We start from the raw sequence: 17,112 nt of genomic DNA on the forward strand, positions 1-17,112 counted from the left end.
TAAATTAAATTTAGTAATACAATGATGTCAATTTAATTACATGCGCCATACTGTTTATTTCCTTAGGTTTTATGCTAGAAAAATATCCACCTCCCTAATAGAATAAAATATAAAGCGTTTTCATTGTTGGTAATAAAATTTAACCTATTGGGTGCTATTCATTGGTGTATTGATTTTAAATGATCATTTCAACTTATCTTTTCTCTTACAAATATTTTTCTCCAATATGCTTAGCAATAGTGATTCCTTCAGAAGATAACGCCTTCATTGGTTTTCTACATAAACCAGCATCCACGCCTTTGGTTTTCAAGATTTCTTTTATTGTTTGATAAAGGCCGTTTTCTAGAATCTCAGCAATTAAATCATTGGTAACCTTCTGAATTTCTCTTGCTTCATCAATTCGTCCAGATTGTGCAAGTTCAAAGATTTGCTTCGCTCTATGCCCATTAACATTAAACGTACTTCCGATAGCTCCATCGACGTTCAACACGCTAGCAGAAAGCATCATTTCATCAAATCCTGAATATACGAGTTTTTCAGGGAAATAGTGTCTAATTCTTTCTAATAAGAAGAAATCTGGTGCAGTAAATTTAACCCCGATAACTTTATCATTTTCAAACAATTCACCAAACTGCTCAAGATTCATATTCACACCAGTTAGTGCAGGTATAGAATAAATAATTAAATCATTGTCCACACTTTCTAAGATCGTGTTGTAATAGTCCTTAATTTCTTCAAAATCAAATTTATAATAGAATGGTGTAACTGCAGAAATCGCGTCATAACCTAGATCTGTGGCAAACTTAGCTAAATCAACTGCTTCATCAATATTTAGCGCTCCTACTTGCGCAATCAATTTAACTTGATCTCCTACTTCATCTTTAACAATTTCAAAGATCTGCTTTTTTTGTTCGGTGGAAATTAAGAAATTCTCGCCTGTACTTCCATTGACATATAAACCATCCATTTGCATGACATCAATATTGTAACGAATAATTTCTCTTAAACCGCTTTCATTTATCTGCCCTTTTTCATCAAATGAACACATCAATGCTGTAAATAATCCTTTCATACGATCCTCTCCTTATTAATAGTTTGATAGTTTATTTTGTTATTGTGTTACACCTTCGTTGACCGCATCTGCAAATTTCTTAGTTATGTATTGTGGTCTAGTAATAGCTGACCCTACAACTACAGCATGCGCCCCTATGTGCAACGCTTGTTTCACCTTTTCTGGTGTATCGAAGTTCCCTTCAGCAATAACCGGAATAGAGACATGATCTATCAATTCTTCTAATAGATTCATAGGTACGGTTCCTTTCGAATACGGTGTGTAACCTGTCAATGTTGGTGCAACAACATCCACTCCCGCTTTCTCAGCTGCAATTCCTTCCTCAAGTGTTGACACATCAGCCATAAACAATTGTTTAGGATACTTTGCTCTTACTTCCGTAAAGAATTCTAAAAAAGTTTTCCCATCTGGTCGTTCTTGTTTTGTTGCATCAAACGCAATAATATCAATGCCTTCTTGAAAAAGTTCATCTACCTCTTTCAAAGTTGGTGTAATAAAAACATTACTTCCTTGATAATCCTTTTTTATAATTCCAATAATAGGGAGGTCTACTTCTTGTTTTATAGCCTGTATGTCTTTGACTGTATTTGCACGGATGCCTGTTGCACCACCCTGCTTAGCTGCCAATGCCATCTTAGACATAATATATGGATCATGAAGTGGTTCATCTGGCAATGCTTGGCAGGAAACAATCAAATTTTTCTGTATCTGCTCCAATATGCACATAAATAATCTCCTCACTATTTATTTATGATTGTACTATAACAAAAATGACAATCAGTTGTCAACGCTTTCATAAAAATGATGACGCGAAATCATCATTTTTATGAAAGCGTTGGTTAACCAACCATTGTTATATACGCCATTAGATGGGTTTAAGAAAAAAAATAAACCCCAATAATTTTGTCAATGGTGGTTTATTTTTGATTTAAATTTGAATTTAATTTGTTGATAAAACTTGATTACTCTCTCATCCAAAACCTCAGAATCATATACAGACTAGTAATCTCGGCTGTTTATATAATCAAGCACCTATCATGTTGCTGTAAAATCAAATCGATATGGAATTTCTGTTATTTCTCCATATAATTCTTGGTGCATATCTCTCCATAGTTCACCGATTCCAACTTCTCCTTCTCTAATATCCTCCACAATAAGGCCGCCATCTGCACAAAGTAAATCATACGCTTGTTGCACCTGACCTGTTTTGTATAATGCAAGAATATAATAAAAAGTTAATCTACTATTATTTTGCTCTTTTTCATCCAAAGATTGATAAAGTTCAAGTGTTTTCTCATATCCTGCACAAATCGATAGCATTCTGAAACCTTCCTTGAGATAAGAAAGATCATGTTTTTGCATCTGTATTCCTTTGGCAATCATAACAATGGATTTATCCCATCTTTCTATCATTACATATACTGACGCCAAGCCATGATATGCCCATGCATTTTCTTTTGCTAGGTTAGACTGATGAAATTCTTTTTCCGCTGCTTGATAGTTTCCTTTTTCAAAATAAAGAATACCAAGCTGATAATGTGCATACCAGTTCTTCTCTGGATTTTCTTCTACCATTGTTTTAAGCTTCGCAAAAAACAAATCATCATTCATAAAAGGAGGTGGCGCAAGTGTACTATCAGGTTCTTCTAACACTCCGGTCTCTAAAAAACAACGCCAAATACGTTCTTCTTCACTAGCATGAAATTCTAAATGCTTGGATATATCAACTTTTCCTTGTACCTTTTGCTCTATATTTTTTAATGCTCCTATCCCGCTTCCTTTTTGATAAAGTTTCGCACTTTGCTTAGCCATTTGTTCCGTATTTGATAAAACCTTCTCCATTTCTTGAAATGATGATTTACTTTTTACCGCCTGAGTAACGGTCTCTCTAGTTTCTTCAAAAGATTTCTCTAAGTGTGCTTCATCTAGTTGAAAAGCACCATATCGTTCAAGCCACTCCCATGTAGTATTTGGTTCCATTAGAAGACAGCCATACTGTGTTTTCCCTAGACCGGCTTGTAATTCAATATATCTTCCAGCATCCTCCGTCAAAAATTCTTGCCAGTGATCTGCGGCCTGTTTGCTTCCCCATGTAAATAGTTTTCTTGATTGAAGTCGGCTAGTAGACATATGCAGAAGTCCATATCCATTCTCATCCATATGTGCAATATACTTTGGATCATCTTTATGCATGTCAAAGAAATAATCTACTGCTGCCGGGATATTTTTGTACTTGGTAATATCCACATCACCTACAATCGGAATGTCTACTTTATACACACCACCCTCATGAAACGTATATGCTTGCTTAGCTGGAACAACAATTCGGCCATTTTCATGCTCAGGCACTGCAATATTACTCCACCAATACATTGGCACTACTTCTTCCCCAAAATTAACAATTCGTATTCTGGCATTTAAAAATTCGTCTTTTTCCCCTAACCAGAAGTCCATCTGATACGTCACACCACGGACTCGTTCATACTCATACATCCGTAAAATTGGCTCTCCATCATCACCTTCTAATACCGCAGTGTACAAAGGCAATGTTGTAAATGGAGAATGTCCGATCACTCCAATGTTCCATTCTACCCCTCCACTAAACCATGCGTTCCTGATAGCCAAATTACTAAAGCGGATTACATCATTGGTATATAACAAATTGCGATTCCGTTTCTTATCCCAGAGTGACCATAGCCTTCCACCTAATTCAGGTAAAAAAACAGCCTTCAAATAATCGTTTTCAAGCACGATTGTTTTTACAGAGCTTTCTTTTAGTTCTCTAGAGTAGTTATTGAATTGTCGGTAAGGGTATGAATTTAAACGTTTTCCATAACCACCATGAATATCGTCCTCTTCATCTAAATGAAATTCCAGATCATTCTGTAGAATCAGTCCACCAATTAGATCCGGAACAGATGCCTCTTCCCCTAGTTTTCCTCTTTTTATATTTTGTTGCTCAAAACGAATGGTAGGTTTCAATTTTTTTGTCACCCTTTCTTTAAAAATATAGCTTTATTATATCTAGCAAACAGCTTGATAACATTGTATTTAATTGCTCATTCATTTTAAAAAATTGCTATTTTTAATTTGTTTAGTTAAGATAAAATTATAATTTTACATAGGAGAATTATTTATGATTGTAAACGATTCCAAAATTGCAGTGGATTCACATTACTATATTTATACCCCAAGCGTACTAGCAGAAAAACTGTATTTGTATCCTCTATCTATCGGCCACTTTTTCTATGAACCGAACTATTCTCTTACGCGTGAAAAATTCGATAGTTTTCTTATTATGTTTATCGTTAAAGGGACATGTGATATAACCAATGGTGCAAATCAATTCACTGCAAGAAGTGGACAGTTTGTTTTGCTAGACTGCTATTCACCACACAGTTATGAAAGCTTGGAATCATGGGAAGCGCTTTGGATACACTTCGACGGTCAGCTTGCTCGAAGTTATTTTCAAGAAATCAGTAATCAGCATGGACATGTACTTACTCTTGAGGATACTACAACGACCTATCTTCATTTAGAACAAATCTATACCCTATTTCACTCCTCTTCTGCTATATCAGAGGCTAACATTTCGACTCTTATTACCGAACTGTTAAACGATCTACTCAGGGGAAAAGAAAATAAATTGCACGGGAACCACTCCGAGCCTGTAGCAAGAGCTGTTAAATATATAAACCAAAATTTCAAAAAAAACTCTCTATTGAAACATTAGCGAAAAAAGCAAATAGTAGCACCTATCATTTCATTCGTACTTTCACTAAAGAAACCGGCGTGACACCTTATCAGTATGTGATGAATACTCGAATTGCCGCTGCACGATTTCTATTAAAAGCTTCAGATGCTTCTATAAAAGACATTGCTTTTTCTACTGGCTTTCAAAGTGAAAGTAGTTTCTGTACTTGCTTTAAGAAAATCGAGCAACTTACTCCAAGTCAATATCGGAAACAGATTGACTGAATTAACTAATGTATTTTCCAAATGAAATTTCAACATTAATTATTAATGCTTCTTGTAAGTATACAGATACAAATATATACTCTAAGTAAACACTTTCATTAACTTATAGGAGGTACATATGGTCGGTATAAGAGATGTCGCCAACAAAGCAAGGGTTTCAGCTGGTGCAGTTTCAAGATACTTAAATCAAGATCCTACTTTATCTATATCAACTGAAACTAAGTCTCGAATTGATTCTGCCATACGAGAACTAAATTATTCTAAGGATAAAAAAAAAGGTGGTAGAAAAACCAAAAGTTCGTCTATTGGAATCATAACAGCGATAAGTCCCAAAATGGAAATGGACGATCCATACTTTCGCGATATTAGATCAGGCATTGAATTGGAGGCAAAACGTTTAAAAATAGCAGCTAATCGACGTTTTAGTTTATATGAGGGCATTTCAGATAAAGATTTTACTAGCCTTTCTAGCTTAGGAGCATTAATTATTATCGGTAATATTTCGGAAGACACATTAGCTAGTATTAATGAAATTAATGACAATATCATTTTAGTTGATAACCATTCTCCTAAGGTTGGAGATAGTATTCAAGTTGATTTTGAAACTAGTGTGTATCAAAGTTTGGATTCTCTTTACCAATTAGGTCATAGAAAAATTTCTTTTATAGGTGGTAAGCATTACGAATATGGTTTAAATCAATTAAGAAATTATACAGAAAATGAAATTCGCTTTAGATCATATTTGCAATGGATGAATGATAAAGGATTAGAAAAGTATATCCAATTTCGCTTAGGAGATTGGACACCTATTGAGGGAAAAGAGATGGTTGAAGAAATCTTAAGTCAAGAACTTCTTCCTACAGCAATTATGGTAGCCAGTGATCCATTAGCCGTGGGGGTTTATCGTGGAATCCAAAAAAGAGGATATAAAATACCACAGGATATTTCTGTTGTTAGCTTTGATGATATTGAAATTGCTCAATTCTTAACTCCAGAATTATCTACTTCAGCAGTAGACTCAAATTATCTTGGCAGATTATCTGTGAAATTAGCAGAAGAACGAATTAAGTTTGAACGCAAGCTTCCAATAAAGATTTTGATACCTACAGAATACAGATCTAGAGAGAGTACATTAAAAATAAATCAAAATAATGCTTGACACAAGAATGAAGTAAACAATAAATTCTAAGTATAGTTTACCTTTATAGTTTACTAAAGAATTAATGTTTACTTTTTTTGGCCAAAAATGTAATCGTTAACAATCTGAGGAGGATGTATAATGATGAAACAGAAGAGATCGTTTAAATTTGTTCATGCAGTAATTCCAATTGTTGCGCTTATATTTATTATTGTTTTTGGATTAATAATTCAGCCACGCTTTTTTACGCCAGATTTCAGCATGCCATTAGAGCTTATTTTTATACTTGCTACTATAGTAAGTGTATCTGTCCTTTTTTATTTAGGGTACTCATGGGACGAAATGCAAAAAACTATGGTGCAAAAAATATCAGAAGGAATACCTTCCATTTTCATACTGTTTTCCATTGGTATGTTAATTGGTAGTTGGGTGATAGCAGGAACTATTCCTATGATGATTTTTTATGGAATTAAGCTAATTATACCCAGTGTTATTTATTTAGTTGGGTTTATTGTTCCTGCTATTTTTTCTATCGTGACAGGTACTTCTTGGGGATCTGTCGGAACTATTGGTATTGTAATATTTGGTATAGGAGAGTTAATTGGTGCACATCCTGCTATTTTAGCGGGTGCCATTGTGGCCGGCGCCTACTTTGGCGATAAAATGTCTCCATTATCTGATACTACAAATGTAGCCGCAATGGCAACAGGTGTGAACTTATATGAACATATTAAGTCAATGTTATACACTACAGGTCCTTCTGCATTAATCGCTGGATCATTATATTTTGTATTAGGATTTATTTTCCCGCCTACAATTACGGAAATAGGTACTAATTCTCAAATTGCAACTACATTAACAACATTAACTAATATTTACACATTTAACCCATTATTATTATTGCCCCCCGCAATAGTTTTATATGGTGCGTTAAAGAAAAAACCTACAGCTCCTGTAATAATTATTTCATCATTAGTTGGTGCATTATTAGCTTTGATTTTTCAGAAATTTAGTTTAGAGAGTGTAATAACAACATTAATAAATGGATTTAATACTGACATGATTACTTGGGAAAGTAATCTTCCCGAAAATTTAGTTACCTTACTAACTAGAGGCGGCTTATATCAGCTAATTAGTGCTATTACCATCTGTATCGCTGCCTTTATTTTTATAGGCTCTATGTCTGTTACGAACTCCTTAGAAATTGTTGTGACACGCGTAACAAAAGGATTAAGAACTAAATCACAAACAATAATTGCAGCTTTATTTTCAACATCTATTACAAACGCTTTAACTTCTAACCAATTTGCTACAAGTTTTATTACTGCTGGAGCGTATGAAAAGAAATTTAAGCAAATGAAAATTTCTCCTAAAGTTTTATCAAGGACGTTAGAAGATGGAGGAACAATGGTAGAAAATGTGATACCTTGGACAACAACCGGAGTGTTTATGGCAGGTACTTTAGGTATCCCTGTTCTTACTTATGCTCCTTGGCAATTACTTGTTTGGATTAATTATATAGTAGCAATAACGTTAGCAATTACAGGAAAAGGTTGTTTTGAAAAAGAGATGAGATTAAAAGATAATAATATTAATAGCGAAAAAGTCTCATAATCTTATTTATAGGGAGGACATAATTTAAAAATGAAAAGTGACATTACAAAATTATTAGATAGAGATAACTATGAGAATATGGATCAAAAGCCAGTTGTTCCACCTATCTATCAAAATACTCTATTTACTTTTGACAATTGGGAAGCTATTGATAAGGCTTATGACGATCCAACTAATAACTGCATCTATACTAGAGGGAAAAATCCATCAAACGATATTGTAGAACGCAAATTAGCTGAGCTTGCTCATGGAGAGAAAGCAAAACTATTTAGTTCTGGGATGTCTGCCATTTCAGCTGCCTTATTTCATTATGCTAAACCGAATGGACACATTATTGCCATTAAAAATATTTACGGACCAGCAAATAATTTTATTCAGCACTATTTGGTAGATAAAATGGGTATGTCTGTTACTTTTATAACTGGAAATGATTTAAGTGAATTTGAAGACTCTATTAAAGAAGATACTTGTATCATATACTTAGAGAGCCCATCAAGTGTTGTATTCAGTCTTCAAGATTTAGAGGGTGTTAGTAAATTGGCAAAAAAATCAGGCATAAAAACAGTAGTTGATAACACATGGGCCACTCCCCTTTATCAAAAACCATTGGATTTTGGGGTTGATATGGAGGTACATTCCTGTTCAAAATATCTTGGTGGACATAGTGATATTGTTGCTGGCATTGCCATTGGATCAGAAGCGGATATTGATCAAATATACAATCACGAACATGCATTTATAGGTGGGAAAATGTCCCCTTTTGAGTCATGGTTGTTATTACGAAGTCTAAGAACACTACACTTACGAATGAATCAGCATCAGAAAAGTGGAATGAAGGTTGCAAACTTCTTAGAGAATCACCCTGAAGTTTCCAAAGTATATTATCCTGGTCTGGATTCATTTGACCAAGCTGATCTCGCCAAAAAACAAATGACCGGATTTACTAGTTTGATGTCATTTGAATTAGTAACACAAGATTTAAACAAGATAAAGAAATTTGTTAATAGCCTGAAAGTTTTTCAAATTGGTGTAAGTTGGGGCGGATTTGAAAGTTTGGTTTACGTTCCTGCAATAAGCTACCTTAAAGAAATGTCACCAGAAACATTCAAAAAAACTGGACTTTCCTTATCTAATATTCGAATCTCTGTAGGCTTAGAGGATTCAGAAGATATAATTTCTGATTTAAATAACGCTTTGGAGATAATAAGAGAATGATATTAAAAAATACAGTTCTACAAAAGTATAGATGCATAAATATGCATTGTTAATACAAAATGTCCTAACATCTCTTTTGATTTGATGAGGGAGTTAGGACATTTTATTAGAATTTGAGGGTAATTTCAGATTCTGACAACAAACCATCATCTTGCTTTTCGTAACTAGCGTATGCTTTTGTACGTGTATCATATTTTAATAACGGAATAGTGTTGCTTCTATTTGTTTCTCCATCAATATAAAAGTGGCTTTGCCCATCCCAAAACACCTTACCTAAATAATCATCGTCTTTAGCAATCTCAGCAGTTGATACATGACCCGCAATAATATCTTTGTAGAAACCACCTGTCTCAGCGGGGTATTTCCAATAAAAATCGTCCGACTCTGTTGCCTGTTTCCAAAGCCCTTCATCTACTTCACAAATTCCAGCATGTACATATATTTGATTTTCCGTTTCATAATAAGGCTTTTGCTTACTTTTTTCAGTTAACCAATTTAATAGTTCTATATGCTGCTTCTTCATCTCTTGCACTAAGTATTGACTAACCTCCACATAAGAGCCCTTACTTACCTCTGGTCGTTCTTCGATCAAGGTAAAATGTTCCTCCGTAAAGAAACTCTTAATAGTAAGCAGTTTGAGATCAAACATTAGCCATTGCATTTTATCGTTGTAAGTCGTATACCAATCAATAAACATCTTCTCGTGATTTCCAATTAAAACAATAACTTGGTCCGGATACTTTTTTTCTAATTCTTTTATATGATAAAGAACGCGACAACTATCCTTTCCCCCATCAACATAATCCCCTAATAAAATCAATTTATTTTCCTTATTCGTCTCCAAATCTACTAAGCGAAGTACACCAATCATAGCTTCATAATGTCCATGAATATCACTGATCGCAAATATGGTTGCCACTTAACCGCTCCTTTTTCAATCTGATTTACTACTATTATACCTAATAATATTATTAGATGATTTGCTCATTTTAGAAAAAAATGCAATCATAGAATCGTGTAATACTATGAGTTTCAAATAATAAGATAGACTTTGCAACATTTCTGTTTCAGGGGTTATCCTAATCTAGCACTCAAAATTTTAAAAAAGAAAAGGTGGAACGAATCAATGAAAAACTATAAAGCGATTATTTATGATATTGATGGCACTGTATTAAATACGTTAAATATGAATATGTATCCACTAATGAAAATTATTAAGGAAGAAACCGGGCAAGATTATACCTTTGAAGAGGTCTTGAAATTCTCACCTTATCCAGGTATGAAGGTCATGGAAGAACTAAATTTTAAGGATAAAGAGAATACCTATGCTAGATGGGTACAATATGTCAATGAGTATGAAGAAGGCGCTACACTTTATGATGGATTTGAGGAAGTACTTGAAAAATTCAAATCTAGTGGAATCATTCAAGCAGTTGTATCTGCTAAAACGATTGAACAATATGAGATAGATTTTATTTCAAAAGGATTGGATCAATATATGGCTGCAGCTGTACTTGCCGATGATACAGAAAAACACAAACCTGATCCAGAGCCACTTTTCGAATGCTTAAAAAGATTAAACATAGACGCTAGTGAAGCAATTTATATTGGCGATTCTTTATCCGATTACAAAGCAGCAAACCATGCACAAATGGATTTTGGATACGCAAAATGGGGCAGTGTTTCAGGTGAGGGTATTGTAGAGCCTGATTATGTTTTTGAAGAGCCAAAAGAGTTGTTGGAATTGCTGTAGAATAAGAAAGATTTTATAAATATTAATAAAAGTCATCATTATATAAAAAAATAGTAATGTAGACACATCTGATTATTTACTTTCTTTTAAGCTTCTTAGATAAGAAAAACAAAACAAACGATGAAAAAGCAGCAATTAAGATAACCCAATCAGAAAATCTATTTTCACTAAATAAATTATATAATAGAAAAATAAGAATAAGAAAAGATAAAATTCGGATTACTGTTCTCATTGTATTAACTCCTTTAAAATCACAATTTACTTTATAGATATAATACTAAATTGTTTGAATGCCTGTAAAACCTGTATGCTAATTAGAGATTGAAAGGAATGCTGTTAGATCAGCATTCTTTTATTTCATCGACTATGGACTATGCTATTATTGCTACTCTTTTATTATCAACAGACTTATAGCATACGATCGTTGATTTATAGGGATTCTAGATTAAATATAACCAAAATAATGAGGTTATACATGGTTACGGTGGTGACATAAATGACTATCTATAATCCATTTTAAACCTTTTATAATTATATTTTCGTACTTATATCGTCTCCATTTATTACGGTCACAGTAACGTAACACTTCTGCCATGTTTTGTAACATCAGTTTCCACGGATTTCACCACTCTCTATCAACACATTTGCCAACAGAAATAGTTTAGAGATATTGAATTTCAAAGTCCTAATCCTCCTTTTTTACCGTTGGATTAAGATTTTAGATCTCTGGAATCGTGATATTTCTAGACTATCATCTTCTATCGCATAATACGTTGTACTGTGTAGCAAATGAATCCTATAATAAGTTGAACTGCTTTCTTATGTGCTCATCAGAAAATTTTTTCAATAAGTTCACTAATTTTTCGTTTACTATACTATTCTAAAGAAATCAAATTTACTTCGCTTATCTTTTAAATCAAAAAATGGATTGTGTTCAAATTTACCAGGAACAACGTCTGAATATAGTCGTATATATAGTCTTTTAGTATCAATTTCAACAGAAATATAATCCACATTTTCTTTAAATAAATCTGAATATTCAATATGTGTTCTTGAAGGAAATCTATACTTCATTTTGTCATTATATTTTGGTTGGAAATACCTTATTAAAGCAGCTTCCGTAAAATTTATTTCCTGTTTTTTAGTGATTAATTCCGGTCGCTCATTTAATTTCAGTTGTTTCATGAAAATATCAATACTTTTTTGATTATCAGACTCTATAGGTGCCAAAGATCCTATTGTGTTCCTATCATAATTCCAAGCTGACAAAAAGATATTCTTATCATCTTCTTTCTCAGCATAAATTCTTTGTAAAGTTGAATGTGATTTTAATCTATCATAGACAGTTCTCTCACCTTCATTACGAAAAGAACGTCCAATATAAACTACTTCACAATCCATTATATATCCATTATTAATTAATAACATAAATGAGTTTGCCTTAAGTGCATAATTACCAAGCTCATCCTTAATTTCTATATCATCTTTATTTGAACTCAATACTACTTCTAATTCTTGTTGTTTTAAATTATTTGTTAATTTAAAATCGATTTCATTAACAGGTCTATCATCAGTTATTCTAATTTTAAAATCTATATATTTTTTATCTATCTTTATTGAATCATGAACAAAAATTATTTTAGGTACTTTAATAACCATATAAATATGCATTTTAGGTATGACATTGTACTTAATTTCAAGATCTAACAAAGAAAAAACATCCCATATGACTCCACCATAGAGATACCAAAGTTCGATCCAATGGTTGATTCTACCTTATTCTTCATTTTACTCCCCCGTCTCATTCATTTTGTATAATTCGGATATCTAAATTTTCCAAACCCTATACGAGATTAATAAACATACAAAATATAATTCTACTTACCTCTCTCACATCATTCTCATGTTTATAATACTATACAATATTATCTAGTGAAAAAAACTAAATGATTAACTAAAGCTAAGTGGGGGACTATGTATTATTTAGACTTACTTATAATGGAATCTACTAAGTTAGTAATTCTTCCATTGTATTATTTTACATATCTCTTTGGATATTGTACATTATGCTATTTTCTTTTTAAACATAGTTGTGGAATAATATGTGCAGGTTTCAAACTACTTTAAGCTCTATGTCTGGCACTATTAACCCTTTTTGTGTCCCAAGATATTGACGTAGATCCAGTTCGTTTATATATATTGTGTTTAACTTAAAAGTTTCGCGTATAGCTCACTTACTTTATCATTATAAAAGATACAGAATATGTAGAAATTAGTCACAATATTCTTTAAAATAGAGATAACGACTTAAAGCCAAAAGTCACAAAAAAGAGCCTCATATTAATGAACTAGGAGGGAATTAAGTGCAAATTAGCAAGATTTGTAACATAACAAACTATAGAAATTTGTCAGGAATGAAAGTCGATTTTCATGAAAATATTAATTTTATTGTCGGGAAAAATAACACAGGAAAATCCAACCTACTTGAGCTTCTAAATATTTTAATAAATACAGGGAAATTCTATGAAAGTGATTTTCATGATGTAATAGCCCCAATAGAGGTTTCATTCCAAGTAAAATATACTGATGCTGAAGTTGGGTATTTTGAGGATAATTTTGATGTGGATGATAAACTTCAAATTACTGTAGTGGCAAAACAAAATTCTGTTGATGATAGAATTGAATATTATCATAAAGATTCAGAAACATTCATTAGTCCCAAAAAGATTAAGGGCTTAAATTTTATTTATTATTCTTCACTCAGAATTCCAAGTAAAGAATTAAACTTTATTAAAAATTTAGGGACAGGAAAAGTTTTAAATTACCTAATGAAAGAAAGCCTAAAAAAAGAATCCGTTAATGATGTCGATTTATTAGACAAGGATAAAATAGATAAGGTTATTGAGGTTCTAAATGGTCAAATAAAAAAACTTAATGGATTAAGTACTGAAAAGGTAGAAGCTTACATTAATAATGATAATGAGAATCTAATAAATAGAATTGTTGAAATTGGTGATAGTTTCAAAAGAAATCTTAATGATCTTGGTGACGGAATAAGATATGGATTTAATATTTTCCTGCACATCTTAGAGCTATTGGTTCATTTAAAAACTACTACTAAAGAAGAAAATTTTGAAAAACTTATGATTTCCATGCCAGATGATAAAAAATATTTACCACTAATTCTCGGCTTAGATGAACCTGAAATTCATCAGCATCCATATAGACAGAGAGCATTGATAAAAAGTGTACAAAAAATAATCAATAACGCGAATCAAGAATTTTCAGAACTACTAAAAGAATTATTTGGAATTGATGGGTTCTTGGGACAGGTATTTGTTGTCACACATTCTCCAAACATATTATTGAATGAATATAAAGAAATAATTAGACTTTATAATCAAAAAGGCGAAGTAAAAGCAATTAGTGGTAGTAACATTAATTTTGATCCAAAAGTACATAAACATTTGCTCCGTAGTTTCACCTATGTAAAAGAAGCCATGTTTAGTGAATCTGTAATCCTAGTTGAAGGTGACACTGAATTTGGTGCCGTTCCCATTTTTGCTAGTAGGATGGGACATGATTTAGATGAAGATGGTATAGGAGTTATTAGACTGGATGGTGCTGATAGTGTTAAACGTTGTTTACAATTATACAGAGCTTTTAAAATTCCAGTTAATGCTATAATAGACAAGGATAAAGAAGCTTCCTACACAGGTGAAAGAGACATATTATTCACAAGTGAAATTGATTTTGAAGAAGAAGTTTACTCTCATTATACTTTAAAAGAGTACATGAAATACCTGATGGAAGTTGATAAAATAGGTAGTCTCATAAGTACTTTCAAACAGGAAATAGACCAATTTAATGTCAGAGAGTTTTTAGAGAATCCACTAGAATATGAAATAAATGAGACAATAGCGGAAAAAATTATGACAAGAATTAATGAAGAACAGCTTCAATTTTTGAAGAATAATAAAACTGCTATTAATGGAGCACTACTATCTACTTATGTTAACGAGATTCCTAGTTGTTTTAAGTCAGTAATTGAGAATGCATTAAGGGGTAGATTAAATGAATAAGGAAGAGCTTCGAGCTAAATTTACTGAAATTCACGGTAACGATCAGGAACAACTTAACTTTATTCTTTCTGATGAAAACAAAATAATTGTTACTGCACCAGCAGGATGTGGGAAAACAAAAGCAATGATTAGCAAAGTAGCACATGAGATAATTACTAATGAGTATCTAAATAATAAAAGAATACTTGCATTAACTTTTAGTGTAAATTCTGCAGCTAAAATTCGCGAAGATATAAAAGAGACCTTGCCAACCTTACTTGATAGAACTAATTATGAAGTCGATGATAAACTGGACGTTTCTAATTATCATGGTTTTGCAAATAGAATTCTTAGGAAACATGGATATATACTCCATGAAAATTTTAAGAATATAAATGATTTCATAAGGGCATCCGATTTTAATGGTGGGCTCAGAAACAATCTTGTATCAGAAGAAATAAGAATTCTCGAAGATTTTGATGAAAGTATAAAAAAAATGGATTTTAAAGCAGCAGACAGACTACAAGGTTCTTATATAGATATCATTTTAACTAAATTAGTTCCGCGAAATATAATCACTTACAATGGAATATTGTTATTAGCGATACAAATACTCGATAAGAAAACCATTAGTGACTTTTACAAATTATATTATCAAATGGTAATTATTGATGAATTTCAAGATACAAATTACTTAGCTTTGCAGTTTCTAAAGCGGATAGTAAAAACTAATAAAGTTATTCTAATGGGCGATGACATTCAGAAGATTTATGGGTTCTTGGGAGCTGTACCAAACATTTTCAAAAAAATGGAGACAGAATATAATATGTTTCCTATGGAATTTAAAACAAACTATAGATTTAAAGATAATAAAAATATGAAGCAGTTAGACAGCTATATACGTGGCATCTTTAAAAATTACAATAATATTAATACCTATTCCAAAACTGCTAATATAAATTTCAAGTTATTCAAAACTGATAATAAAGAAGCAACTTTTCTCTATAAAGATATACTAAAATATGTAAAATTAGATAATAAAGTAGCAATCCTTTTTAGAGCAAAATATTTGGCAAACGATCTAATTAATATTTTTGAGAAGAATAAACTTACGTATTTTAACGGACTATTTGATGATAGCGATCCTGAATATATAAAATTCCATAAAGAAGCTCTTGAAATTTTCATTAATGAAAGCGGAGTAAGAAAATCTATTAGTAGAACGGTTATTACAAATGTAAAAGGAAAATTAAACTCAAAAAAACAAACAATCACCGATAATGAAACTATGTTTAACTCTTTAATGAGATTACTAGATGCTCTACTTGAAACGACAAAAACCAAAAATATTTCTACAGAGGAAAAATATGAAGCAATAATATTTACTCTAAATAATAATAGTCTTAAAAGACTTATGAATGAGATAAATGAAAAAGTAACCTTAACTACAATTCATTCTTCAAAAGGATTGGAGTGGGATTATGTATATTTACCCCATATGACATCCTTTAGCTTCCCGACAAGCAGATCACTTTGTACGTTATGCAGCCGAAACAACGGACGAAGCGTATATGAAAAACACTGTAAATTTGATTTTGTGCCTGGGTTAGAAAAACCTTTCTTTGAAGAATTAAGTGTTCTTTATGTAGCGCTAACTAGAGGGAAAAAAGATGTCTTCCTTACAGCTAATATAGGACCGAATCAACATGGTTATAATAAGAAAGTAAATTGTTTTTTAACACTCCCGAACTTTAAGATAATTAGGTATTTTTGAGGAATTAAGAACTAAACTGGTAAGAAAGAGTCATATGCTCTGCTCTCTTAACTTACACAGTTTAGTTTACACTCCCATCTCAGGCTTTATCGCCAGCTAAGTGTTGGTTTGTTTCATATTCTTCAAGTAACGTAATAACTCTCTGTTTTTTAAGACCAATTTCACTTTGTAATAACTCTGTGTTTTGGATTTATAGTACGATTTCCCTTTTTAATGTGGTGTAGATTAACACCTGATATTGCAAGGATCGCTCCTATCTCATTTAGTGTTAAACCTAGTGCTTTTCTTATCTTATATAGCGTTACGTGATGCAATTACATTACGATACCCAATTAATAAGTTATTTATAACATTTGTATAAAATAAAAAAGCCGGCAAACTGAAGTGACCCCTTAAAGTTAGACACGGTTATTTCATTAGGCAGCTTGTTCAAAATGAGTTCGGTATTGTACCGGACTCATTTTAAATTTCGCCTTTATCCGTTTCATATTATAGTATTCTATATAT

15 protein-coding genes are annotated in these 17,112 nt (G+C 32.2%); 8 read left to right on the forward strand and 7 right to left on the reverse strand.

Annotated features, from left to right (window positions below; translation table 11 throughout):
• Positions 1–205: 205 nt before the first annotated feature.
• The 3 genes from HP569_RS09985 to HP569_RS09995 form a co-directional block, all read right to left on the reverse strand.
• A complete protein-coding gene (locus HP569_RS09985; RefSeq protein WP_182201027.1) occupies positions 206–1,072 on the reverse strand; it encodes an N-acetylneuraminate lyase in 867 nt (288 codons plus the stop codon).
• A 39-nt stretch (positions 1,073–1,111) separates the two neighbouring features.
• Positions 1,112–1,798, reverse strand: a complete 687-nt coding sequence (locus HP569_RS09990; protein WP_182201028.1) for an N-acetylmannosamine-6-phosphate 2-epimerase — start codon at positions 1,796–1,798, stop codon at positions 1,112–1,114.
• A 309-nt stretch (positions 1,799–2,107) separates the two neighbouring features.
• Positions 2,108–4,054, reverse strand: a complete 1,947-nt coding sequence (locus HP569_RS09995) for a DUF5107 domain-containing protein (RefSeq protein ID WP_182201029.1) — start codon at positions 4,052–4,054, stop codon at positions 2,108–2,110.
• A gap of 154 nt (positions 4,055–4,208) precedes the next feature.
• Here HP569_RS09995 and HP569_RS10000 point away from each other — a divergent pair, with 154 nt between their 5' ends.
• The 5 genes from HP569_RS10000 (at position 4,209) to HP569_RS10020 (ending at position 9,017) form a co-directional block, all read left to right on the forward strand.
• Entirely contained in the window at positions 4,209–4,805 is a 597-nt protein-coding gene (locus tag HP569_RS10000) for an AraC family ligand binding domain-containing protein (RefSeq protein ID WP_182201030.1), read from the forward strand.
• On the forward strand, positions 4,793–5,050 hold the full coding sequence (locus HP569_RS10005; protein WP_425501862.1) for a helix-turn-helix domain-containing protein: 258 nt from the start codon (positions 4,793–4,795) through the stop codon (positions 5,048–5,050). Before HP569_RS10000 ends, HP569_RS10005 begins: the two co-directional genes overlap by 13 nt.
• Positions 5,051–5,168: 118 nt before the next feature.
• Positions 5,169–6,209, forward strand: coding sequence for a LacI family DNA-binding transcriptional regulator (locus HP569_RS10010; RefSeq protein ID WP_182201031.1), 1,041 nt, complete (start codon positions 5,169–5,171; stop codon positions 6,207–6,209).
• A 120-nt stretch (positions 6,210–6,329) separates the two neighbouring features.
• Positions 6,330–7,802 carry a Na+/H+ antiporter NhaC gene (gene nhaC, locus HP569_RS10015; RefSeq protein WP_220464463.1) on the forward strand — a complete coding sequence of 491 codons (1,473 nt, stop codon included), beginning with the start codon at positions 6,330–6,332 and terminating at the stop codon, positions 7,800–7,802.
• A gap of 30 nt (positions 7,803–7,832) precedes the next feature.
• A complete protein-coding gene (locus tag HP569_RS10020) occupies positions 7,833–9,017 on the forward strand; it encodes a trans-sulfuration enzyme family protein (protein ID WP_182201032.1) in 1,185 nt (394 codons plus the stop codon).
• A 106-nt stretch (positions 9,018–9,123) separates the two neighbouring features.
• On the opposite strand, the gene HP569_RS10025 is transcribed toward HP569_RS10020, so the two are convergent.
• Positions 9,124–9,936: a metallophosphoesterase gene (locus tag HP569_RS10025; RefSeq protein WP_182201033.1), complete on the reverse strand. Its 813-nt coding sequence runs from the start codon at positions 9,934–9,936 to the stop codon at positions 9,124–9,126.
• A gap of 207 nt (positions 9,937–10,143) precedes the next feature.
• Between HP569_RS10025 and HP569_RS10030 the strand changes: the two genes are divergently transcribed.
• On the forward strand, positions 10,144–10,770 hold the full coding sequence (locus tag HP569_RS10030) for an HAD family hydrolase (RefSeq protein ID WP_182201034.1): 627 nt from the start codon (positions 10,144–10,146) through the stop codon (positions 10,768–10,770).
• A 76-nt stretch (positions 10,771–10,846) separates the two neighbouring features.
• On the opposite strand, the gene HP569_RS10035 is transcribed toward HP569_RS10030, so the two are convergent.
• Entirely contained in the window at positions 10,847–11,002 is a 156-nt protein-coding gene (locus HP569_RS10035; protein ID WP_182201035.1) for a hypothetical protein, read from the reverse strand.
• A 638-nt stretch (positions 11,003–11,640) separates the two neighbouring features.
• Complete coding sequence (locus HP569_RS10040) at positions 11,641–12,480, reverse strand: hypothetical protein (RefSeq protein WP_246367092.1); 840 nt, start codon at positions 12,478–12,480, stop codon at positions 11,641–11,643.
• A gap of 653 nt (positions 12,481–13,133) precedes the next feature.
• Here HP569_RS10040 and HP569_RS10045 point away from each other — a divergent pair.
• A complete protein-coding gene (locus tag HP569_RS10045; RefSeq protein ID WP_182201036.1) occupies positions 13,134–14,852 on the forward strand; it encodes an ATP-dependent nuclease in 1,719 nt (572 codons plus the stop codon).
• Positions 14,845–16,605, forward strand: coding sequence for a UvrD-helicase domain-containing protein (locus tag HP569_RS10050; protein WP_182201037.1), 1,761 nt, complete (start codon positions 14,845–14,847; stop codon positions 16,603–16,605). Before HP569_RS10045 ends, HP569_RS10050 begins: the two co-directional genes overlap by 8 nt.
• Positions 16,606–17,021: 416 nt before the next feature.
• Here HP569_RS10050 and HP569_RS10055 read toward each other — a convergent pair.
• Positions 17,022–17,112 (reverse strand): IS3 family transposase (locus HP569_RS10055; protein ID WP_182200158.1); only part of this gene is annotated, 91 nt, incomplete at its 5' end.

The organism is Paraliobacillus salinarum (genome assembly GCF_014083865.1).
GTDB classification, from domain to species: Bacteria; Bacillota; Bacilli; order Bacillales; family Amphibacillaceae; genus Paraliobacillus; species Paraliobacillus salinarum.

Bases quoted from the DNA above. Each gene is read 5' to 3' on its own strand.
- HP569_RS09985 (WP_182201027.1), bottom strand. From the start codon at position 1,072: ATGAAAGGATTATTTACAGCATTGATGTGTTCATTTGATGAAAAAGGG.
- HP569_RS09990 (WP_182201028.1), bottom strand. From the start codon at position 1,798: ATGTGCATATTGGAGCAGATACAGAAAAATTTGATTGTTTCCTGCCAA.
- HP569_RS10000 (WP_182201030.1), top strand. From the start codon at position 4,209: ATGATTGTAAACGATTCCAAAATTGCAGTGGATTCACATTACTATATT.
- HP569_RS10010 (WP_182201031.1), top strand. From the start codon at position 5,169: ATGGTCGGTATAAGAGATGTCGCCAACAAAGCAAGGGTTTCAGCTGGT.
- nhaC (WP_220464463.1), top strand. From the start codon at position 6,330: ATGATGAAACAGAAGAGATCGTTTAAATTTGTTCATGCAGTAATTCCA.
- HP569_RS10020 (WP_182201032.1), top strand. From the start codon at position 7,833: ATGAAAAGTGACATTACAAAATTATTAGATAGAGATAACTATGAGAAT.
- HP569_RS10030 (WP_182201034.1), top strand. From the start codon at position 10,144: ATGAAAAACTATAAAGCGATTATTTATGATATTGATGGCACTGTATTA.
- HP569_RS10035 (WP_182201035.1), bottom strand. From the start codon at position 11,002: ATGAGAACAGTAATCCGAATTTTATCTTTTCTTATTCTTATTTTTCTA.
- HP569_RS10050 (WP_182201037.1), top strand. From the start codon at position 14,845: ATGAATAAGGAAGAGCTTCGAGCTAAATTTACTGAAATTCACGGTAAC.